Genomic DNA, 21,910 nt, shown 5'->3' with positions numbered 1-21,910 from the left:
TCGAACGACGTAACATTACGCCGCTACCAGTCTGTATATAAAATATATTCCATTGTAGGATTTGGGTGAATGAGATTAAATAGTGCTGGATATGAATACTTTACTCTACATATACGTTGAGCTGTATACTATAAACGGAGGTACAGGTTGAGAATAGGGACGCTGGGTAAAAACATGAGGAATGATTTTTGAGATATGGTAGCAAAACTCAAAAGCATTCTGCCGTTATGAAAAAAAACCGTCCTGTTAAAATTACGTTAATCATTATTTTACTGGCTGCGGTAGGAGCAGCTGGATGGTATTTTTTCAAAAAGTACAAAGGCGATAATGAAAATCCTGTTTCCGGCTTAAAGCCTAAGGTTGAAATGGGTATCGGGCAGATCAGTAATATCACAGACAGCACGGTTGATCTTTCGCTGAACCTATTGGTTCACAACCCGCTTCCAATCGGTTTTGATGTAAACGAATTCGATTATTTCGTGACGATGAATGGTAAGAAAATCGTAGAAAATAATTATGATAAACCGTTGGCTCTGAAAGCCAACGATAGCAGTATGGTTACCCTGCCCGTTCAGCTCAAAATCAAAAACATATCCAGTGTAGGGGACAGCGTTACCGCAGCAGGAGAAGACAGCGCCAATTACCATTTTGAAACTGTGTTTCACTTAAAAAAGCCTTTACTTGGGAAAGATAGTATTACCCTGGAAATGGACAAAAAGCTTCCCCTGTGGCAATTGCCAAAGGTTGAGGTGGCTGGATATGATGTGGAAAAATTCCGCCTGAGTAAATCCGAATTAGTTCTTCAGTTGAAATTTACCAATAAAAACAGTTTTCCAATTCAGTTTAAAAATCCCTCTTATGTGGTGGATATGGGAAAGCAAAAGAGGCTGGCCGAAGGAAGTGTAAAGGGAACAACAAAGGTGAAAGCACAAAGCAGCGAGATATATGAAATCCCACTGTCAATTGATATGGGTAAAATTTTGAGGGCAGCGGGGCAAATCCTGGTAAATGGTAAAGATCTTCCGTTTACACTCTATTTTAAAAGTAAGCTTGCTTCTGAAAACGAAATCTTCAAGGACAGCGACGTCAATGTGATTGTAAATGGAGAATTGAAAGATCTAGAAACTGTCAAGAAAAATTTGGGAAATTGAGTAGTGCCAGTTGACAGTTGCATATTGAATGCATTTGCTTTCAAGCTGGGATTGCCCAAGGTTCGTCGTGATGTCGAAAAAGGGCAACTCGCCTTTTCTTGTTACCATACCGGAGCGCTTTATCTTCATTCCGATCAGGGATAGGCAAATTCAAAAGATCTTAATTTCTTATAGTAAACATACAAAAGTATCTTTCCTGTAATAAAAATGTAACCGTTACAATACCAACTGACAGTTTGCTACATAGGCCTTTGAAACACCGTTGATTTTAAATAACTTCGTTAAAACTCAGATAGAAGACATGAGCTCAAACATTCAGGTTTTAAGGGAGGAAGTTAAAAAGCAAATTGATGTTGCGGATGAACGTATGTTATCAATGGTTCATGCCCTATTGGAGGACAATACGAGCTCTGATTGGTGGGATACGCTGCCTGATGATGTGAAAAATGATTTGGAGGAGTCGATTAGTCAGGCAAATAATGGACAAACGTTAACCGAAGAGGAGGTCAATAAACGATTTCCACAATGGCATTTGAAATAGTATGGACCATCAAGGCCGTTGATACTTATGCTGCAAACATCGAATATCTCAAGGAAGAATGGTCCGATAAGGAAGTTAGGAAATTTGCTTTTCTCACGAAGCGAAAGTTGGAGGTTTTAAAGAGGTTTCCATTCTCTGGTATTTCGCAAAGTTCAGCCAATGAAAATATACGTTGTACAGTATTACACAAGAGGGTGAACCTGATATATCGTGTAAATTCAGTAAAAGGAAAAATAGAATTGCTACTATTCTGGAACACCTGGCAAAACCCTTCCAAATTTAAAGTCTAGATATTCCTATGACCACCGACTTTCTAAACATCTCCGATCTCCTTACTCCTGAGCAGCGGCTCATCACTCAAACCGTCAGGGATTTTACTGACAAGGAAATAAAACCAATCATTGACGACTATGCGCAACGAGCCGAGTTTCCTATACATCTGGTCAGAAAGTTTGGCGAACTGGGTGTATTCGGGCCGACCATTCCTGAGGACTATGGTGGCGGCGGGCTCGATTACATCAGCTATGGACTAATGTGTCAGGAAATTGAAAGGGGCGATTCCGGAATGCGGTCGACAGTTTCGGTACAGGGTTCGTTGGTGATGTGGCCTATCTATGCATTTGGATCGGAAGAACAGAAACGGAAATATTTGCCCGGACTTGCGAAAGGTGAACTTCTGGGTTGCTTCGGACTTACCGAGCCTGACTTTGGTTCCAATCCTGCTGGCATGAAAACGACGCTGGTCAAATCATCCGGAGGATATCTGCTCAATGGTTCCAAGATCTGGATTTCTAATGCACCCTTTGCCGACATTACCGTGGTCTGGGCCAGGAATGAGGAGGGGAGGGTGCAGGGTATTATCGTGGAACGGGGAATGGAAGGTTTTTCAACGCCTGAGATCCATAAAAAGTGGTCTCTTCGGGCGAGTACTACCGGTGAGCTTGTTTTTGATAACGTGTTTGTAAAAGAAGAAAATATTTTGCCTGAGGCTGCTGGCCTGAAAGCCCCGCTGCAATGTCTTGATAAAGCACGCTATGGCATAACGTGGGGTGCCCTTGGCGCGGCAATGGATTGTTATGAAACGGCTGTGAAATATGCCGGTGAGCGTATTCAGTTTGATAAACCGATCGGTGGATTTCAATTAACTCAGAAGAAATTGGCCGAAATGCTTACAGAAATTACGAAAGGTCAGTTGCTGGCATGGCGACTTGGGACGTTGATGAATGAAGGTAAAGCGACAACAAGCCAAATATCCATGGGCAAACGAAATAATGTTGCGATGGCTTTAAACGTTGCAAGGGAAGCGAGGCAAATTCTTGGAGCCATGGGAATCTCAGGCGATTATCCTGTGATGCGGCACATGATGAACCTCGAATCGGTGATTACTTACGAAGGAACACACGATATACATTTGCTGATTTTGGGAGCAGAAATTACGGGCATTCCGGCGTTTAAGTAGCTATTGGCTATCAGCTGATAGCATTTACCATTGTTGACGCTGGAAGCGGCGTTGACTATACAGTTTCCCTTTCAACGACCGACGGCTGGGTGCTGACCACCGACAGCTCCTTTTGCAATTGTTTGCTGGTTTGTCTTGATCCGTTATGCGACCAACCTGGTGCTTTAAATAGGTATTTGAGCTTGGTTTTGAACGTAACAGGCTGATTAAAATCCTTGCCTATTTCTTCCCATTCATGAAAGATGGTTTTCTTCAAACCTTCTTTACCAACATTTTTTGTCAATCCGTACTGCGTTTTCACCTGAGGCAGCTCTTCCTGAAATGTGCCAAAAATACGGTCCCAGATAATGAGACACATACCCATATTTTTATCAAGATATTCGACATTGCTGGCATGGTGAACCCGGTGGTGCGATGGCGTTACGAAAATATATTCGAGCCAACCCAGTTTGTTTACGTACTCAGTATGGACAATAATGCCGTATATCTGTGTGATGGAATACATTACCACAATATCAGCAGGATTGAAGCCAATCAATACCAATGGAATAAAATAAACGAATCGGTATAAAGGCTGGAAAACCGAAGAACGGAAACCAGTTGTGAGGTTGAAATGTTCCGAAGAATGATGGGTAACATGCACAGCCCAGAAGAGCCTGCTGTGATGATCTACATAATGTAACGTGTAAAATGCAAGGTCTTCGAGCAGGAAAAGTGCCGTCCAGTATAAATATGGATTCGGGATGGGTTCAATAAAGCTGAAATTATAAAGCCATATCAAAAGTCCGATGTAAGCAGCTCTGAAAAGAAGATCAATTCCTCCGTTAAGGAGCATCAAAATGGCGTTGGTGGCGGTGTCTTTAAATGAATAGCTTTTTTTGTCCGAACGATTAGTCAGGAAAATTTCCAGTGCGATGAGCACGATGTAAAATGGCGTAGAAATCTTAAGAATAAAATCCTCAAATTCATAGGTGCCGGACATAGCATTATTTAAAGTTTAGGCAAAGATAGAACGGAAGGTAAATTTATTATTTGTGGCAACAACTTTTAACTAATTTCTAATACTGCTGCTTTATAATCTGGCAGGCAAATCCTCTATGAGTTTAAGACAATTGAAAATGAATCTACCCCTATTTTGAATAACATTTAACAAATTCAGTTCTATTTGATCATCTTTTTCAATGCCTTTCTGAGTGCTTCGTTTTTGTGCCTTTTTTGCAAAATAATAGGCGCCGCTATCCGTTCACGGCAATCGAACAGTGCACATCTTTCACAAGTCTGGTTCACAATGCGTGCAGGAATTGTCGGATCCGGAAGGAAACGAAGTTTTTCTCTTGTTGCCTCGTCAAGGTAAATGCCCATGGACACGCTCACATTGAGATTGTGTGTGGTAGCCGCTGGTTGTGCGAAGCTGATCACCAGATACTCGTCATTGGAATCCAGGTAGGTCGATTTTTGTGCTTTACAAAGAACTGTTGATTCATTTTCTTCCTGTTCCGCCAGGTCATTCAGGATTGTGAGTGCCACCCAGCGCCTGCAATAATGCTCGTCCCGGACCGTATGCGGATAGTGTTTGCGGGATATGTGCAACTCCTTGGTCATGTCGAACCGGTTTTGCCCTGCAAAATTGTTGAAGCGGGAGAAAAAGATCTGGTTGATCCCAAAATATCGCGGCAGCACATTGCTCACACGATAGAAAAAGGATTCAGGCGTGGTGTTAAATTCGCTGATCAGCCCGGTAAGTGTTTCCGGCTGCCAGGTTGGTGATTCGAAGAAAGCGGCAAGCTTTGGTACCAACAAGCTCCGTTTAATAATGATCGCACTGGCAAAATAGGAAGCCTTAAAATTGTTCAGGAGTTGTTCAAATGTCTCCGCCTCCACCAGAGCGGTTGTGTGCAGCCGGTTTTTCAGGTTCAGATAATGATAGCCAATTTCCCTTCCGTAAATAAAAAGCCGTTGAACCGATGATAAATGCGCATTGAGCAACAGGCGGTTGCCGGCTGAACCTGGAATCGTGAGTGACCGTATGCTGGCAAATTCCGGGTTGGCTTTATCATTAATGTATTCAATCTTATATCCATACTGACCCGTCAGAATGCTTTCGAGAAAAAACTCATCCACCATTCTGGTATCCTGTATTTCATGAAGTGCAAGAAATTGCTCGGCTTCAATTTCAAGATCTTCAAAATAATTGTCATGCATTTCCTGATACGTACGCAATGCCGAAAAGTAAAACTTCTCAATGGACATATTGTAATTCCGGGCTATTTCAATCAGCGTGCCTACAAATGCACTGATCTTGGCAGGAGCGTCAGAGAGTATTTCCAGGAGATTGGCCGGATCTATTCCGAAAAGTTCGAGGGGCAGTTCTGTAAGTATATTCGAACTGAGCAGTTCAGAGATCGGTTCCAGGCGTTTGCTGAGTTTTAGTGAAACGAGCGTATCGTAATCCACATCCATGGCAGCAGCCAGAGCAATGATCTTATCCGACTTCGGATATTTCTTTCCTTTTTCAATCTCGTTGATGTACGATAACGACAGACCGCACTTTTGAGACAGCTCGCTTAGCGACAGTCCTTTGTCAAGACGGAGCTGTTTCAGTTTAAGTCCAAAAACAAGTTTTACGTTATCAGTATTTATAGCCACGAGGAAGTTGGAAATTTACATTAAGGATCCGCCATTGTATGAATCCATAACAGGCAATATAAATAAATATATACAAAAGCAGAAATCGCTGGTAGCAGAAGCTGGTGCAGAAAAACAAAGGCGAAGTCAGAATTACATCTGCTTCGCCTGTGAAAATCAGTTCGTTTCAAATTCTGTGTTTAGAAAATCGCAAGTCCAAGTGTAGCCTGGAACAAATTGCTCTTTTTACCAAATTGCGAAGCTGTTGTAGCGTTGTCAAACTTCACTTTAACTATGTCAGTGAAATTTCCTTCATAACGTACATCCAGGCTTAATCTTCCAAAGTCAAATCCTACACCAGCCTGGTATCCGTAAGCCAGACGATTTTTAAATTCCGCATCGGAGTTGTCTCCCGTCACATCGTCGAATGTGTCACCAATTTTTCCATTACTCGACATTCTCAGCGAAGCCATTGGACCCACATTAATCCTGAAAAGTTTAGCTACTCTGATACCAAATAGTACAGGAACGTCCAGGTTAGAAAAACGAACATCCACCTTGCCATCCGGGTTTTGAACTCCATCTTTATACACATTGAATTTTCCGCCTTTCTGTGACAATAAGAATTCTGGCTGTATATACACATTCTTACCAAAACGGAAGAAAACACCGCCTACAAAACCCAAAGAACGGTTATCGTTATCCTTAAAATTGAATGGATTGTTTCCTGATGCAAGTGTGAGGTCGTTACTTCCGTTGATATTTGAAAGATTGGCACCTGCTTTAATCCCGAATCTGAAACTTGGATCGTACTGTGCTGATGCTGCATGCGTGATCATCAAAGCGCAAAAGGCAATTAATAATTTTTTCATAGCAATGTGAATTAGAATTTGTAAGCGGAATCTGGTTATGTTAAAATCCTGGTTGTAGCAAAAGCCATGCCTGATCGGATTTTCGATTGTCTTGTATTTCGTGTTTTGCTCAATTTGCATGTTCAAAAAATGTCTTTTTCGATCTATTGTGATACGTCACTGCGCTGAATACAATCAAATCAACTATTTTTGCGGGCAATTTTAGCTTGGCTAAGTATGCAGTTAAATAAAAAGTAAATGGTCTTTGTTTAACTGGTTGTATTTCAAATATTAATAAGGGTTATCGATAATAAATGGTTAATAATTATGAGTGAGTATAGTCACAAGGATATTGAAAAAAAGTGGCAGGATTTTTGGGAAGAAAATGGTGTTTTTAAAGTTGAAAATGAGTCGGTACTTCCCAAGTATTACGTGCTGGACATGTTTCCCTATCCGTCAGGTGCGGGCTTGCACGTTGGCCATCCACTGGGCTATATCGCTTCTGATATATACTCACGATACAAACGGCTAAAAGGATTTAATGTTTTGCATCCGATGGGATTTGATAGTTTTGGGTTGCCTGCTGAGCAGTATGCGATTCAGACTGGTCAGCACCCGGCTATAACAACGGAACAAAACATAACCAGGTATATTGAGCAGCTCAAAAATCTTGGTTTGAGTTATGACTGGAGTCGTGAGGTGCGTACATCAGATCCTTCGTACTACAAATGGACGCAGTGGATATTTATGGAGCTTTTCAACAGCTGGTATAACAACGATACACAGCAGGCGGAGGCAATTGACACATTAACCGAACGATTTTCAAAAGGGGGGAATCAGAAGGTGAATGCGGCCTGCGATGAAGACACAACCCCATTTACAGCTGCCGACTGGAATGCATATACGGAAGAAGAACAATATAAAACTACACTGAAATACCGCCTGACTTACGTAGCAGACGCGACTGTGAACTGGTGTCCGGCACTTGGCTCGGTGTTGAGCAATGATGAAGTAAAAGACGGTGTTTCGGAACGCGGTGGTTTCCCTGTTATTCAAAAACTGATGCGTCAGTGGATGATGCGGATTACAGCTTATTCACAAAGACTTTTGGATGGGCTGGATACTGTCGACTGGACCGACTCGCTAAAAGAACAGCAGCGTAACTGGATCGGACGATCGGTAGGAGCGTTGGTGAGGTTTCAATTGGCAGAAAGCAAAGGGAATGGAGCAGAGGCTATTGAAGTTTTCACAACCCGTGTTGATACGATTTACGGTGTTACATTTATGGTAATTGCTCCCGAGCATGAGCTGGTGGATGTGATCACCACGCCTGAGCAACGTGCAGATATTGACGCCTACATAGACATGACCAAAAAGCGGTCTGAAAGGGATCGGATGTCGGATGTTAAAACGGTTTCAGGCGCGTTTACGGGTGCATATGTATTGAATCCTTTGAACGGTGAAAAAGTGCCGGTGTACATTGCCGATTATGTTTTGGCAGGATATGGAACGGGAGCTGTAATGGCTGTCCCGTCCGGAGATCAGCGTGACTGGAATTTTGCTACACATTTTGGATTGCCGATTATTCCGATTCTGGATGCACAAAAAGAAACGGATATCCAGGCTGATGCTACCAAGGAAGGGAAATACATCAATTCGGGTATCATCAACGGCATGACTTTCCATGAAGCCAACAAAACGCTGATTGATTGGGTGGAGGAAAAAGGTGTTGGTAAAGGAAAAATCAACTACCGTTTGAGAGATGCTGTGTTTGGCCGGCAGAGATACTGGGGAGAACCCGTTCCTGTTTACTACAAAAATGACAGCAGCGGACAGGCTTTGCCATACTTGCTTGACGAAAGCGAATTGCCTCTTAACTTGCCTGAGGTAGACAAATATCTACCAACAGAAAGCGGAGAGCCGCCGTTGGGGAGAGCGGAAGGCTGGGCACACGGCAGTGGAAACCAATATGAGTTGAGCACCATGCCGGGTTGGGCAGGAAGCAGCTGGTACTGGTATCGCTACATGGATCCAAAAAATGAATCAGATTTCGCATCTAAGGAAGCAATCGAATACTGGAAAGATGTGGATTTGTACATCGGTGGTACTGAGCACGCGACTGGGCATTTGCTTTACAGCCGTTTTTGGAACAAATTCCTGAAAGACCGTGGATTTGTGCCAGAAGAAGAGCCTTTCAAAAAGCTCATAAACCAGGGTATGATCCAGGGACGGAGCAACTTCGTTTACAGGGTAAAAAGCGATAATTACAGCAAACCCGTTTTTGTAAGTGCCGGACTTAAATCACAATATGACGTAACAGCACTTCATGTGGATGTGAACATTGTCGAAAATGACGTGCTTGATGTAGAGAAATTCAAAGCTACACGTAACGATATCGCCGGTGAACATGCTGAATTCATATTGGAGGATGGAAAATATAACTGCGGATGGGAAGTAGAGAAAATGTCGAAGTCTAAGTTCAATGTGGTCAACCCTGACGACATTGTAACCCGATATGGAGCTGACACCCTGCGTCTTTATGAAATGTTCCTGGGCCCTTTGGAGCAGGCCAAACCATGGAATACGAATGGTATTGACGGTACATATCGTTTCATACGTAAGTTCTGGCGTTTGTTCTACAACGACATGGGCCAGTGGGTGGTGAAAGACGTTCCTGCTAAACCGGAGGAGCTTAAAACCTTGCACAAAACGATTAAAAAGATTGCAGAGGATATTGAAAACTTCTCATTCAATACAGCTGTAAGTGCATTTATGGTGTGTGTAAATGAACTGAGCAGCCTTAAATGCAACAGTAAAGAAGTATTGCAGGAATTGGTTATTTTGTTGTCGCCATATGCGCCGCATATTTCGGAAGAACTATGGGATGCACTGGGTAATGAAAAAGGAATGGTTTCAAAAGCAGCATTTCCGAAATTCAATCCGGAATATGTCATCGAAGCCACTTTTGAATATCCTGTTCAGATCAATGGAAAGGTGAGAATATCGTTGCCATTTGCATTGGATACTCCCGCAGCTGATATTGAAAAAGAGGTACTGGCAAATGAAGTTGTGCAGAAATGGATGGAAGGGAAAACTCCTAAAAAGGTGATCGTAGTGCCGAAGCGTATTGTGAACGTAGTATTGTAATATGAGTACAAAACAAAGAGGATGACTGGCTTTTGTAAGCTTTGTCATCCTCTTTGTTTTGTAGGGTATTGAATCTATTTCAGCGAGATCATTCGTTCTGCTTTTTTCTCGTGAAGTTCCAGATTTTTAGATTGAGTTTGTCCGTCGCTGGTCACTTCAATGGTGTAGTTTCCTGCGGGCAATGTGCTGATATCCAAAGATCTTCTGAATTTTGTAACACGTTTGCCAGTCACTTCTCTGTACAGGATTTCCCCCTTTTCGTTTTCGAGCTGTATTACTGTTTGCTTGTCATTAAATTTTTCGACGCTGAGATTAATATTGCCCGATTTCATCATGTAAATACCGGTGCCAAAGGCAGCCGATTTTTTGGATTCTTTGTCTTCGGCATTTGCTTCAAATGCGAATAATGTACTCAATGCAAAAACAGCGATCAGTGATTTTATGTAAGTTTTCATGGCTAATGATTTTTATGATTTGACTTTTTGTTCTCCTTTAAGAACAAGACAAATGTATATGTTATGCTAGGTACTATGTTATACAAAGTACATGGATGGTTTAATTTTGGTATGAGTGGATTAATAGCAAGAAAAAACCTGCTCGGTTGGTGTTAGCCTTCCAAACAGGTTTAAATTAATAGTGTGCTGATGAATAGTGTTAACTCAAAATTTTCAGCTTGCTGATGAAGTGATAAAAAACTATAATGTGTGTAATCGCGTAAATAATGCGTGTTTTGTGGGATATAGACTGTGAGAAGGGAGCCAGGTCACTTTGGGACAAAAAAAAATTCATTTTTTTTTGTCCCAACTGTTTTGCTAAACCAGTCATGAAATGTAAATGACTACGGTTCTGATTTATAACTATAAGATGGTTGGTTTGATAATGAACTAGTTATTGGTGGCTCTTTCGTCAAAATCCCCAATTACTAACTTCTTGCTAGTCATTGGGGATTTTAGTTTGAATACGTTTTCCTATTTCAGCAACTCCGTTGCCTTATCTATCTCTGCCGTATACTTTTTCAAATTTTCGCTTACACGAAGTATTCCTTGCTCCGCTTCTACCCAGTTACGCTGTTCTATGGCTTCCCGAATCATTGGGAGCGTTTTTACGCCATAGCCTGTGTAAAAACCGGGGGCGTATATCTGGTGTTTATACCATGGTCTTCTGGGCAGCCCGTCCGGATGAATCAGGTTTCTTTCAGTTTTGTAAAGAATTTCGTTGAGTTCGGCCAGTTTGTCACCCGAAGCTCTCGCTACATTCGCAGATGCTTTTGCATAGGCAGATGCACTTTTTTCAAGTGTTGCCAAAGCATTTTCCAACGAAGCAAAGTTCATATAAGGAGCCACATCCATTTTGACAGGTTTTACAAAAGTATCCTTTGGATCGGCAACAGCTTCAAATCTGCTTTCAGCCATGAGCTTGTTGTGGTCTTCGGCTTTGGTTCTGACGGTTTCCAGCTCCTTCTTTACCTCTGTCGCATACATTTGCACGGTATTGGAAAAATTACTGAAATCGAATGGCAAAACTTCTGCATCGGCAAACCGCAGTATCGATCTGCCGGCAGTTTTTGCCAAAGCCACTCCATACGCAAAATCGCCATCCTTGAAACGTACATAGTTGTCGTAGGAATCGTAAATGGAATGGTAGTCACCGCCGCTGTCCTCACCGCCAAATCCCAGGTTAAGCGAAGATATACCCAAATGCTGGATAAATGGTGTGTAATCGGAGCCGGAGCCTAATGCGCCAATTCGCAGGTCGGTGCGGGTACGGGCTTCCTGTTTTGCCACAGGAGTGCCGTTCATGATTGTTCGAGAACGAAGCCGGTCAATAATACTCGTTCCTTTTTCCGGATCCACTACATCGCGGCCCACCTGATTGATGAATTTTTCGAGCGTATGTGATCCGCTTGCCCCCAGGTATCCACGTCCGTTACCGTCGGTATTCACATAAACGACAGTTTTTTCTGATAATATGTTTTTGTATTTTTCAACCCATTCGGTAGAACCAAGTAATCCTGGCTCTTCTCCGTCCCACCAGCAATAAACGATGGTTCTCTTTGGCTTCCAGCCTGTTTTAAGCAATTCACCTATCGCTCTTGCCTCTTCCATTTCTGCCACGGCACCGCTCACAGGGTCGCTCGCTCCGAATACCCACGCATCATGGTGATTGCCCCGTACCACCCACTGGTCAGGAAACTGACTTCCTTTTATCGTTGCGATCACATTGTAGGCCGGTACTATATCAAAGTTAAATTCCAGTTTCAAATGCACTTTGGCAGGTCCCGGACCTATGTGGTATGTAATTGGTAAAGCGCCTCGCCACGCAGCAGGAGCTATTTGTCCACCCAATGCTTTTAGCAAAGGCAGGGCGTCGCCATAGGAGATCGGCAATACCGGAATTTTCATCATGCTTGGTGCTTCTTCCACCGTTAGACGTTTGTTTTTCGCACTGGCTACAAAGCCATTTGTCAAAGGATCACCAGGAGCCAGTGGAAGATCCACCACCGAACCACGCTGCGCACCTGCTTCGTTTTTGAATGGACCTTTTGGATATACGTCACCTTGAAAATATCCGTCTTCTTTTGGGTCGGAATAAATGATACAGCCTATTGCTCCATTTTCGTAAGCCACTTTGGGTTTAATTCCCCGCCAGGAATTACCGTATTTGGCTATGACAATCTTACCCTTTACGTCAACGCCAAGCTTGGCCAGTTCTTCGTAGTCTTCCGGTATGCCATAGTTGACATACACCAGTTCCGCCGTTACATCCCCGTTCGCTGAAAATGCATGATAGGGAGGTAAAACATCTTTCGTTTGTCCGGAAGTGGCGTCTTCTTTAACAGCTCTTTCGGTAAGAAGGGCCTTGAATTTTGTAGGTGCTGTCAATTCCAGGATCCTCACTTTTGGAGTCGGGAATAAAACATGCACGGTGTCCAGATGAGCCTCAAAACCCCAGGAAGTCAGTTTGTTACGAATGAAAAGCGCATTATCGAGCCCGTATGCCGCCCCCAGTTGGTGTGGGAATGCCGTCATATGTTTCATCCAGTCACGCAGGTTATTGGCTTGCAGTTGTTTGTCAAATGCTGCTTCCAGTTCGAGTTGTTTTTTTGCTGCCTCTGAGCCAAACCCCATAAGATTCTGAGAATTGGCAGGCGTCAACAATAGCGGAGAAATAAGCAGCAGGCCGATGGCTTTCCTGTATAGTTTTTTCATAAAACGGAGTGAATAATTACAGTAAGGATATAAGGACTTCTCTAAGATAGCGATATTATGAAGCCAAAGTTTTTGTCCATTGGAAATTCATACAAATCATTATTTTATTTAAAGAAATACTTCACTAACCTCTTGCTGTCAGGTGATTGTGCTCATTTTAATCACTGCTTTTACACTCCTTCATCCAATAAAACCAAACCGTTTGAACCGGTTAAGATCATATTCAACTGCGTCCAAGGGCGTTTTGGTGCCGTAATCTTCCTGTTCTATCACCCAGTATTGGATTTGCGTGTTCTTTTTGGCAAAGGTTAAAATCGTGTCCAGATCCAGATTTCCTTCGCCAAGGTGGGTACTGAGCTTTGTATTTTTGTCAAAATCCTTAACGTGAATGGAGGAATAATAATGGGGGTATTTCCTGAGAAAAACCATTGGGTCCACTCCCGCAACCGACATGTTGGCAATATCCAACTGCTGGCTAATGAATCGTCTATCCCATTCTTTGAGCATGAAATCGTACAAATAAGCACCGTCATGCATGATTTCAAATTCCTGATGATGGTTGTGAAATCCGATTTCCAATCCTGAATTAGAAGCGAGTTCTCCCATTTTGTTAAATGCCTCAATGCCTTTTTTTACTTCTTCAATATTGTTTTTATCCCAATCGAAACTTGGGACAACAAGCATTCGCTGACCTGTAATAAGCGCATCTTCAATTGTTTTTTTATAGACGTCCGTAATGTCGTTTTTGTCTTTCAGCCAATGCGCTTTTTTGAATGCGGTATGAGAGGTCAGTACGCTCAGCCCGAAATCATCCGTTATTTTTCTGAATTCGGGGGCCGTAAATCCGTATATTTTGTGATCCACATAACTTGCCGGCTCTACTTCCCGGTAACCCATCTCAGCAATTTTGCTTAGTGTTTTGACAGGATCTTTTTTCATATCATCCCGAACTGAATAGAGCTGAACGCTGATGTGATACTTCCTGATAGACGGACCAGTCATGGCCATAAAAGCAGAAAAAGTTGCTATTCCTGTGGCTAATGCCTCTCTCCGGTTCATTTTTGATTTCATGTGGTTTGTCTGTAAGTGCTACTTCCTGATAAGTCGGGTCATAAAAAAACCTTCACAGCTTAGACGGATTTAAGCTGCGAAGGTTTATAAAGTTTTTGGATCTGAAAGGTATTACTCTTTTAAGCCTTTTATGTAAGCGATCGTTACTGGTATTTGTTTCAGGTAAGACGGGCTCTCATCTTCAATGAAATAATGTTCGATGCCTGCTTTTTTCGCCGCTTTCAGCACTGTCGGAATGTCGATGGAGCCGGTTCCGAGCGCCACATCATTGGTCGTGGGTGTACCGCCGGAAAGATTACCCACAACTCCTTTTTTGAGATCTTTCAGGTGCATCAGCTTCCAGCGTTTGCCATATTTGGTTAATAGTGCTGCCGGATCCTGGCCTGGAAATGCGGTCCAGAGTATGTCCATTTCAAAGGATACGTATTCCGGATTGGTGTTTTTAACGATGTAATCGAAAAGCGTACCGTCTTCATAAGGCACAAACTCGTAACCGTGGTTGTGATATGTGAGCGTAATACCATTCTCCTTCAAAGTTTTGCCGGATTTGTTGAAATCAGCGACAGCCTTTTTCGCATTCTCAAGAGTAAAACCTTTTGAATCATGGGGAATCCAGGCGACCATCACATATTTGGCACCCAGGATTTTAGCGTTTTTTACTGTTTCGTCGGTGCTCTTGGCGAGTTCGTTATAATCAGCGCCAATCGACACCATTTTTATACCTCTCTTGTCGAGCTGCTTCCGAAGTTCTTCTGTTGACATGCCTTTGATCGGGCCGCCTTCCATTTCAGTTACTCCCAAAGATTTGATGGTGTCAAGGGTAGCCTCAATACCATTAGGCCAGCTTCCACGGAAAGTATATGCCTGCAAGCCAATGGGTTTCGTATAAAGTGCCTTTTGGGCATAACTCAAATTGCCAAACATCAAAGCCAGCAACAGTAGTCCCAATCCTTTTCTTTTCATTTTCAGATATTTTAAGTTTGATCTATCTCTTTTCATAAATACTTAAAAGTAGTTGCATCTTAAAAACCTACTGATGAAACAGACAACCCGGAGATCGTTGCTGAGGCTCCGGGTTGTCTGTTTTCAAATAAGATATTTAGTATGCAATCACTCAGAATCCTTCGTCTTTGATCTGTTTTTCGGTGATCTCTCCGTATTTTTTTACTTTGTCTTTGATCTCGCTTGCCTTCCCAACCATGACAAACTGTAATTTATCTTTTGGGAAATAGTTAGCGATGATCTCTTTTACCTGCGCCGTGGTTAATCCATCCACTTTGGTTTGAAACGTATTGATGTAGTTTTCATCGAAATTGAAAACAAACATGTCTGTCAGTAAACGGGCCAGTGCACCGGCAGATTCATAATCCGGCGGGAAGTCTCCTTTGACATATGCTTTCGCAGATGCAAGCGTGGTTTCATCAATTCCTGATTTATGCAGGCTATCAAGTACATTAAGCGCCATGTCCACCGCCGGTACGGTTGTAGAATTTTTGGTAAAAGTGCTGATCGCGAATGTACCTGCATATTTGTAACGAGAGAAACGACTGTTCGCTCCATAAGTCAACCCTGAGTTTACACGTAACGCATCATTGAGCCATGAAGTAAAACGACCGCCAAGAATCGTATTTACAACCAGAATCGGTACGTAGTCATTTGAATTATAATCGACTCCTTTTCCTCCGATCAGGAATGTAGTTTCGCGGGCATCCTCTTTGTTAACAAGCAGCACGCGGCTTTTGTCAAATTCCAGATCAGGAGCGACGCGTTTAACCATTCTGGATTCAGCCGTTTTCCATGTTCCGAACATCGAAGTGATTCTTTTTTTCATGTCAGCGGTTTTAAAGTCGCCAACAATCGCTATCGCACCTCTGCCAGTTGTGTAGTTATTTTTATAAAAAGTACGGGCGTCTTCTGCGGAAATTTTCTGTACGGTAGATTTTGTTCCACCTCCCGGATTAGCGTAAGGGAAGTTTTTGAACACAAATGCATTGAAATAATTTCCAATGACCGAGCGCGGGCTTTCCTTTTGCTGATCCAGATCGAGCAGCGTTCTTTCTTTGTGTTTGTTAAACTCAGCCGCGTCAAAAGCAGGGAACATAATCACCTGATGAATGATATCGAAGAGCTTGTCCTGATCTTTAACAGCAAAAGAGGAAGTTAGTCCGGCATTATCTTTGGAAGCATAAGTATTGATACTCGCGCCCACGAAATCCGTCATTTCTTCTATTTGCGCTTTTGAGTATTTATTAGTGCCAAAAAGCAGACCGTCGGCGGTTAGCCCTGCAAGTCCGTAATGTGCACCGTCGTTAATGGAGCCTGCGTCGAATACCGCCGAAACGTTGATGAGCGGTACCTCATGCTGTTCCATCAGGTATACAGTCAGGCCGTTTTTAAGTTTAAATTTTTCGTACGGCGGTACCTTGAAATTATTCTGTGCCGTAATGGATACCGGAATGATGGCCAGCAGTATTAAAAGAATGTGTTTCATTTTTGTAGCTTTTAATGACCAGTCGGTTAACTGTCAGCTTTGATATTTGATATTGGTCTTTATTTTGTCTCCGTTTTTACGGCCGTTTCTGGCAGCAGATAACCTACAGTACGGTTTCTTTCGTTGAAATATTTGGCAGCTACTCTTTTAATATCTTCGGTCGTAACCTTTTCATACAGCTTTGGCGCGTCAAACATTTTCTTGTAATCTCCGAAAAATACATCGTAAGTTCCCAGGCTGTTTGCTTTCCCGTTTATGGTTTCGAGCGAGCGATAGAACTCCATCAGCTTCTGGTTTTTCACCTTCTGAAGTTCGTTTTCGGTTACACCATTTTTAACGATCAGGTCTATCTGGTTAAGTAATGCTTTTTCCAGGTCAGCCGCTGAAACGCCTTTTCCAGCAATGGCGTAGATGTTGAAAATGTTCGGATCAAATCCTTCTCCCAAAAATGTAAATGCTCTGGATGCAATGGTGGTGTCCATCACAAGCGATTTGATCAGGCGGGATGAATTTCCCGATGAAAGCAAGCTGCTGAAAAGATCCAGTGCATAATAGTCTTCATGTCCTGTTTGCGGAGTGTGATAGGCCAGAAGTACATTTGGCGTTGTGATGTCCTTGTAGGTTGTTACCCTTCTTTCGCCGTTCTGCTGTGGTTCAATCGTGCGAATTTTGGGAGGAAGCCCGCGAGCCGCGATTGGAGCCATGTACTGGTCGGCCAGTTTGCGAACCTGATCTACCGTAATGTCACCCACTACCACCACTGTTGCATTGTTCGGAGAGTAATAGGTTTTGAAATAATTTTCGAGATCTTCCTGAGTCCAGCTTTTGATGTCGGACTCAAAACCGATTACCGGGAACATATATGGATGCTCCTGAAAAGCTGCCGATTGAACAAGTTCACCCAGAAGCCTGTAATTGCTGTTTTCAAGTCCTGTGCTTCTTTCGGAAAGTACCACACCTCTTTCACTTTCCACCATTTTAGGATCGATGCTAAGATCAGCGATCCGGTCGGATTCTAATTTGAAGATTGTTTCAAGGGCGTCTTTCTGAAACCAGTCAGTATATACAGTTACGTTCTCAGTTGTGTAAGCATTGTTGGAACCACCATTGGCTTCCATTACACGATCAAATTGTTTAGGCCCGTAATTTTTGGAACCATTGAACATCATGTGTTCAAAAAAGTGCGACAATCCTGTAATGCCGTGTACTTCGTTACGTGAGCCTACTTTCCAGAAAAGGTACATGTTTGCAGTCGGAATCGAATGATCTTCCAGTACCAGAAACTTCATGCCGTTAGCAAGCGTAAATGTCTTTACGTCATCGGGTTTGGTCTGTGCATGAGCGTTGCTCAATCCAGCTATAATGGCTGCGCCAAGCAATAATTTTTTGAGCCTCATCGAAATGGGTTTTAGTAAATGGATATGAAATGATGACGAAAGATAGCAAACCGTCTCATAAAATATGGGGAAGCCTGTTAATATCATAAAAATGTATTAATTATGCCTATATTTAATCGCGGTGAACGGGAAATTTGTCCAAAATTGCTGCACCGTATCACTTTTTTTATCAGAGGATTTTATTCTTGTTACTATTAGGAAGATTCGTAGTCTCAACGGGTATCGGCTATACACGAGAGGCTATAATTTACATTTTTTTTATAAACACACTTTTTTGTTTGCTTACTAATCTATACACTTTTCTATGAAGACAAATTCTTTACTCAGGTTATTATTTTTCGTATCCTGTTTCCTTTTCAGCTATGGCTCTATGGCACAGGAAACGCCTACGACCAACTGCAATCTTCCGGGCGGAGGATGCGACACCCTTGGTGTTGAACGCAAAGTCAGCCCATGGCGCGTGGGAGGTTTCATCGGTCCGTCCGTTGCATTTTGCGGAAGCTGGGAAGCCACTTTTAACTCAGACAAATACCGAGACAAATCACTTTTTAATGGAATTGGGTTCAACGCAGCACTTAACGCCGATTACTTTTTCAAAACCAAAAATCCTGCTCCACGTGTGAAATTGGGTCTTGGTGCGGTTGCAGGCTTGCAAAATTTCTTTTTTAGAAAAGACATCAATACGTTTACCGACAAAATTGTTGCCGAAGCAGGTGTGAGCGATGCGGTTATCCGTAAGGGTTCATCAGAAGATCACTATTTTGCGATTGGACCTGTACTTAATCTGAATTTTACTAAAAAACCTCGCTCTCCATTCCTGGAAGCGTCGGTACGCGGAGGGATATTCCGCTCTACACCTGCTGCCATTTTTATATATGATCGTGCAACAGGCAATAACATTTACTCGGTTACGGCCAGCGACAAACGTTACCATGCAGGATTGCTAGCTACTTTGGGCTTTTTTGTACCAAGTAAAAACGGACTGTGGGCGTGGGGTGTAGAAGCAATGGGTTTCCGTACTAAAATGGATTACATTTTTCCTGGAGCAACCATTTATCCTTTCCAACGTAAGCACGGAGGTTTCAGTGCGGGACTTGCCATGCGCAGAAGTTTTGCCCGCGACGTACCTGTTAAGAAGGAACCAACACCTGGCTTGATCTGTCTGGCTCCGAACCTTGAATGGAAAATGGGAGATAAGTCAATCAAAGGAATGCTTTTCAATATTGGTCAGGATTCTTCAAAGGCAGAACCAATTGTTCTTACATGGACAAGCAGAGTTACTCCTGATACGACTAAGACAGAGACTTTCACGGCACGTATTCACCATTTGGATAACGGGCAGGATAAAGTAATTGCTTCTTTGGTTTGCCAGGAAGGTAACCAACTTGGTTTTCCGGCGGCATATCTTGATGCAAATGGTCGTCCGGTGATGGGACAATATTATGCGACAGTGAGCAGCCAGTTAGAGTCTGATTGTGCAAACTGTACCAGTGAAGCAAGTACAACTGGATTTGCAATGGTTAAGGAGAAAACTGTTATAGTTCCGGATACAGCGTGTTTAAAACAATGTACTATTGAAGTATACGCTTACCAGCTAAAGAAAGGTACAAGAACGAAATGGGTAAAAGGTGGATCCCCTGACTGTGCAACCTGTATTTGTCCGGTTCCCGGTGGTCCTTCGTCTTGGAGTGTAAGACGTGTTCTTGGCAAATTTGAGATGAAAGATTGTGATCCAAGTAAGCTGGAGGGAAATCTTGATCAATTGTTAAAAGAAAATAATATTAAGATACCTTCATGGGCCGGTACTGTGTTCATCAAAAATGATATGATCGTAGTTGGAAAATGTGATACTGAGGAAGGTAAGTTTCAGTATGATTATAAAGCGGTTCAAAAGAAAGGAAAATTAGGGCCGTTCAGTAAATTTGAAGACAAGAAGAAGAAAAAGAAATAAGTATTGGTCTCATAACCCGACTTGTTCAATTAAATAGCAGAAGCGGGAGATCGTTCGTTCGATCTCCCGCTTTGTTGTTCACGGCCGTTATCCTATTCTTCCTTAATCCACTTCACCCGCACAATGCGGCTTTGCACGCCGTGCTCTGCAAAAAAGTGTTGCCAGTGAAGCTGGCGTGACGACAAGTGATCTGTTGGTGATTTTATTTCTATAAAAGCATACTCTGTTTCATTCCAGACCAGCAAATCAGGAAAACCCCTCGTATTTTCCCTCATATTTTGAGCCACTTCGATCAGAACTTTATGAATTTGTTCCGGACTGAGCCAGGAGATTAGCGTGATCACTTTTGCCAGTCCGTCTTCATACCAGGGAACCAGCACATTGGTAATCCCGAATTTTTCCTCATATGTTTTTCTGACAATCTCTTCAATCTGTTCCCGGGTTTGCGCTTCCTTCATTCGATCTGAGAGCTGTCCTGAGCGGTTGTAATAAAAATCGGGAAGGAAAAAATCACTTGGCACCCGTTGCAGCGGATTATGAATTGTTTTCACGTTGGTGTCGTAAATGATATCCCAAAAAAGTAATCCGAACAACATCCGCCAGGGTTCATTTTCACTAAAAACGGCATTGTAACCCTGTGCCCGGTAATAGTGAATGGCTCCAAGTTCGACCTGATAACGATACATGGCAGGAACTTCGATAGCATCCGCAGATTTTAATGCCTGTGTGGTGCGTTTCACCACACGTTTCTTTTTATTTTTTATTCTCTCATGAAAATCCTGACTGAAATATCGCTCATCGGCATTCTGTGGATTTTCAGCAATCTCTTCACACAGCGCAAGAGCCTCATCGATTTCCCCCAGATTATACAGTAGCCTCACACGCCTTTCACGCGCGGGCGCATCGTTGGTGAGCTGGTAAATGGTCAAAGCCTGCGACAGCATTTTCTTTCTTTCGAGCCATGCGCTTACCCTCATAACAAAAAGATTGTAGGAAGGCAGCGATTTGGCACTCAGACTACCCGCAATACCGCCCTGCCAGTTCATAAACCAGTCATAAATTTCTTCCGGCGGATATTCCTGTTTTAAGACATCAAAGGTTTCCTTCATCAAAGAAACCATCAGTGTATCATCAACCTCTTTCCGTGTTTCAAACTGAATAGAAAGATGTGCCTCATCAAAGGACTGGAATCGTACGTGGCCCAGGTCGCGGATTACAAATTCAGTCATGTCGGCATATCTGTTGCCGAAAAAAAGGAATTTCATGAGCATTACTTCCGCTTCATGGGAAACCTTTACCACTGGTTCGCTCTCATTTATAATTTCACAAAGAACCTCAAAGTCATAGGTGTAAAGCAACCATCGGACAAGATCCGGCTTTTTGATACTCCTGGCCGGGAGCACATCCGGTTGAAGCAATTTAGTCAGTTCAAGGAGCTGCTCTTTTGTAAAAAGATCGATTATTTCTGCTGATCGGTCGCCATGGGTATCACAAAGTGTCTCAATAAACCGACGGTCATGAAGCTCTTCCAGTACAGCCGGAATGTCATCAATTTCATGATAAGATATGCTATTGACCCTGAAAAATGACTTGCTCCGGTTGCTGAAACGAATGAAAAGGCATTGCGCGTTTTCGGACAGTGCAGCGTAATCGTTAAGAAATTCAAGCTCGTGCTCGCGTAGGATCCCCGAATACCGTTTGCGAACGAACTCCAGTACGTAGCAAAAGTAATCATGATAATACTTTGGAGGCAGATCCTGAGGGAAAACGGTATTTTGCACGATTTTAAAACGGACTTTGGTATAATACTTAACACAAAGTTAGCAGACTTTGGTGCACGACTGGCCCGGGTTTTTTAAGAGAGCACTCATTTAAACTGCAAGAGGTGGCCTGGCACCACACATCGTTTAGTGATAATTGTGTTAGTGTAGTTTTTTACTATTTATTAGAAAAATATTTTGTAAAAATTGGATTATTACAATTCAAATTTCGTCCTTTTTGCATTACGTAGTATTTT

The 21,910-nt window shown here is 42.7% G+C and carries 16 protein-coding genes; 6 read left to right on the top strand and 10 right to left on the bottom strand.

Annotation, left to right across the window (positions count from 1 at the left end; genetic code table 11):
- Positions 1 to 227 precede the first annotated feature (227 nt).
- The 4 genes from LZG71_RS06120 (at position 228) to LZG71_RS06105 (ending at position 3,151) form a co-directional block, all read left to right on the top strand.
- Positions 228 to 1,151 (top strand): LEA type 2 family protein, encoded by a 924-nt coding sequence (locus LZG71_RS06120; protein WP_233818055.1) that lies wholly within the window; start codon positions 228 to 230, stop codon positions 1,149 to 1,151.
- 301 nt (positions 1,152 to 1,452) lie between these two features.
- A complete protein-coding gene (locus LZG71_RS06115) occupies positions 1,453 to 1,692 on the top strand; it encodes a hypothetical protein (protein WP_233818053.1) in 240 nt (79 codons plus the stop codon).
- Positions 1,677 to 1,982 (top strand): type II toxin-antitoxin system RelE/ParE family toxin, encoded by a 306-nt coding sequence (locus LZG71_RS06110; protein ID WP_233818051.1) that lies wholly within the window; start codon positions 1,677 to 1,679, stop codon positions 1,980 to 1,982. The genes LZG71_RS06115 and LZG71_RS06110 overlap by 16 nt, the downstream gene beginning before the upstream one ends.
- Positions 1,983 to 1,990: 8 nt before the next feature.
- On the top strand, positions 1,991 to 3,151 hold the full coding sequence (locus tag LZG71_RS06105; protein WP_233818049.1) for an acyl-CoA dehydrogenase family protein: 1,161 nt from the start codon (positions 1,991 to 1,993) through the stop codon (positions 3,149 to 3,151).
- A gap of 55 nt (positions 3,152 to 3,206) precedes the next feature.
- On the opposite strand, the gene LZG71_RS06100 is transcribed toward LZG71_RS06105, so the two are convergent.
- From LZG71_RS06100 to LZG71_RS06090, 3 genes are all read right to left on the bottom strand, one after another.
- The gene (locus tag LZG71_RS06100; RefSeq protein ID WP_233818047.1) at positions 3,207 to 4,133 is read right to left on the bottom strand and encodes a sterol desaturase family protein; all 927 of its coding nucleotides are present in this window, start codon (positions 4,131 to 4,133) and stop codon (positions 3,207 to 3,209) included.
- 179 nt (positions 4,134 to 4,312) lie between these two features.
- A complete protein-coding gene (locus LZG71_RS06095) occupies positions 4,313 to 5,797 on the bottom strand; it encodes a helix-turn-helix domain-containing protein (protein WP_233818045.1) in 1,485 nt (494 codons plus the stop codon).
- Between the two features lie 179 nt (positions 5,798 to 5,976).
- Entirely contained in the window at positions 5,977 to 6,648 is a 672-nt protein-coding gene (locus LZG71_RS06090; protein ID WP_233818043.1) for a porin family protein, read from the bottom strand.
- Positions 6,649 to 6,954: 306 nt separating this feature from the next.
- On the opposite strand from LZG71_RS06090, the gene leuS reads away from it, so the two are divergent.
- Positions 6,955 to 9,774: a leucine--tRNA ligase gene (gene leuS / locus LZG71_RS06085; protein WP_233818041.1), complete on the top strand. Its 2,820-nt coding sequence runs from the start codon at positions 6,955 to 6,957 to the stop codon at positions 9,772 to 9,774.
- A 74-nt stretch (positions 9,775 to 9,848) separates the two neighbouring features.
- On the opposite strand, the gene LZG71_RS06080 is transcribed toward leuS, so the two are convergent.
- The 6 genes from LZG71_RS06080 to LZG71_RS06055 all read right to left on the bottom strand — a co-directional run bounded on the left by LZG71_RS06080 (position 9,849) and on the right by LZG71_RS06055 (position 17,942).
- A complete protein-coding gene (locus LZG71_RS06080) occupies positions 9,849 to 10,229 on the bottom strand; it encodes a T9SS type A sorting domain-containing protein (protein ID WP_233818039.1) in 381 nt (126 codons plus the stop codon).
- Between the two features lie 513 nt (positions 10,230 to 10,742).
- The gene (locus LZG71_RS06075; RefSeq protein ID WP_233818037.1) at positions 10,743 to 12,983 is read right to left on the bottom strand and encodes a M28 family metallopeptidase; all 2,241 of its coding nucleotides are present in this window, start codon (positions 12,981 to 12,983) and stop codon (positions 10,743 to 10,745) included.
- Positions 12,984 to 13,163: 180 nt separating this feature from the next.
- Entirely contained in the window at positions 13,164 to 14,054 is an 891-nt protein-coding gene (locus LZG71_RS06070; protein ID WP_233818036.1) for a sugar phosphate isomerase/epimerase, read from the bottom strand.
- Positions 14,055 to 14,165: 111 nt separating this feature from the next.
- On the bottom strand, positions 14,166 to 15,017 hold the full coding sequence (locus LZG71_RS06065; RefSeq protein WP_233818034.1) for a sugar phosphate isomerase/epimerase: 852 nt from the start codon (positions 15,015 to 15,017) through the stop codon (positions 14,166 to 14,168).
- A gap of 151 nt (positions 15,018 to 15,168) precedes the next feature.
- The gene (locus LZG71_RS06060; protein WP_233818032.1) at positions 15,169 to 16,545 is read right to left on the bottom strand and encodes a pitrilysin family protein; all 1,377 of its coding nucleotides are present in this window, start codon (positions 16,543 to 16,545) and stop codon (positions 15,169 to 15,171) included.
- 59 nt (positions 16,546 to 16,604) lie between these two features.
- Positions 16,605 to 17,942: a pitrilysin family protein gene (locus LZG71_RS06055; protein ID WP_233818030.1), complete on the bottom strand. Its 1,338-nt coding sequence runs from the start codon at positions 17,940 to 17,942 to the stop codon at positions 16,605 to 16,607.
- Between the two features lie 304 nt (positions 17,943 to 18,246).
- On the opposite strand from LZG71_RS06055, the gene LZG71_RS06050 reads away from it, so the two are divergent.
- Positions 18,247 to 19,893, top strand: coding sequence for a hypothetical protein (locus LZG71_RS06050; RefSeq protein WP_233818028.1), 1,647 nt, complete (start codon positions 18,247 to 18,249; stop codon positions 19,891 to 19,893).
- A 92-nt stretch (positions 19,894 to 19,985) separates the two neighbouring features.
- On the opposite strand, the gene LZG71_RS06045 is transcribed toward LZG71_RS06050, so the two are convergent.
- Complete coding sequence (locus LZG71_RS06045; protein WP_233818027.1) at positions 19,986 to 21,674, bottom strand: VRR-NUC domain-containing protein; 1,689 nt, start codon at positions 21,672 to 21,674, stop codon at positions 19,986 to 19,988.
- Between the last annotated feature and the right edge of the window lie 236 nt (positions 21,675 to 21,910).

Source organism: Dyadobacter sp. CY312, assembly GCF_021390535.1.
Taxonomy (GTDB): Bacteria; Bacteroidota; Bacteroidia; order Cytophagales; family Spirosomataceae; genus Dyadobacter.
This window is presented reverse-complemented; position numbering and strand designations above follow the sequence as displayed.

What these genes read in the sequence shown, in the direction of transcription:
- LZG71_RS06100 (WP_233818047.1), bottom strand. Translation starts at nt 4,133, where the DNA reads ATGTCCGGCACCTATGAATTTGAGGATTTTATTCTTAAGATTTCTACG.
- LZG71_RS06065 (WP_233818034.1), bottom strand. Translation starts at nt 15,017, where the DNA reads ATGAAAAGAAAAGGATTGGGACTACTGTTGCTGGCTTTGATGTTTGGC.
- LZG71_RS06050 (WP_233818028.1), top strand. Translation starts at nt 18,247, where the DNA reads ATGAAGACAAATTCTTTACTCAGGTTATTATTTTTCGTATCCTGTTTC.
- LZG71_RS06105 (WP_233818049.1), top strand. Translation starts at nt 1,991, where the DNA reads ATGACCACCGACTTTCTAAACATCTCCGATCTCCTTACTCCTGAGCAG.
- LZG71_RS06090 (WP_233818043.1), bottom strand. Translation starts at nt 6,648, where the DNA reads ATGAAAAAATTATTAATTGCCTTTTGCGCTTTGATGATCACGCATGCA.
- LZG71_RS06075 (WP_233818037.1), bottom strand. Translation starts at nt 12,983, where the DNA reads ATGAAAAAACTATACAGGAAAGCCATCGGCCTGCTGCTTATTTCTCCG.
- LZG71_RS06060 (WP_233818032.1), bottom strand. Translation starts at nt 16,545, where the DNA reads ATGAAACACATTCTTTTAATACTGCTGGCCATCATTCCGGTATCCATT.
- leuS (WP_233818041.1), top strand. Translation starts at nt 6,955, where the DNA reads ATGAGTGAGTATAGTCACAAGGATATTGAAAAAAAGTGGCAGGATTTT.
- LZG71_RS06110 (WP_233818051.1), top strand. Translation starts at nt 1,677, where the DNA reads ATGGCATTTGAAATAGTATGGACCATCAAGGCCGTTGATACTTATGCT.
- LZG71_RS06120 (WP_233818055.1), top strand. Translation starts at nt 228, where the DNA reads ATGAAAAAAAACCGTCCTGTTAAAATTACGTTAATCATTATTTTACTG.
- LZG71_RS06080 (WP_233818039.1), bottom strand. Translation starts at nt 10,229, where the DNA reads ATGAAAACTTACATAAAATCACTGATCGCTGTTTTTGCATTGAGTACA.
- LZG71_RS06055 (WP_233818030.1), bottom strand. Translation starts at nt 17,942, where the DNA reads ATGAGGCTCAAAAAATTATTGCTTGGCGCAGCCATTATAGCTGGATTG.
- LZG71_RS06070 (WP_233818036.1), bottom strand. Translation starts at nt 14,054, where the DNA reads ATGAAATCAAAAATGAACCGGAGAGAGGCATTAGCCACAGGAATAGCA.
- LZG71_RS06115 (WP_233818053.1), top strand. Translation starts at nt 1,453, where the DNA reads ATGAGCTCAAACATTCAGGTTTTAAGGGAGGAAGTTAAAAAGCAAATT.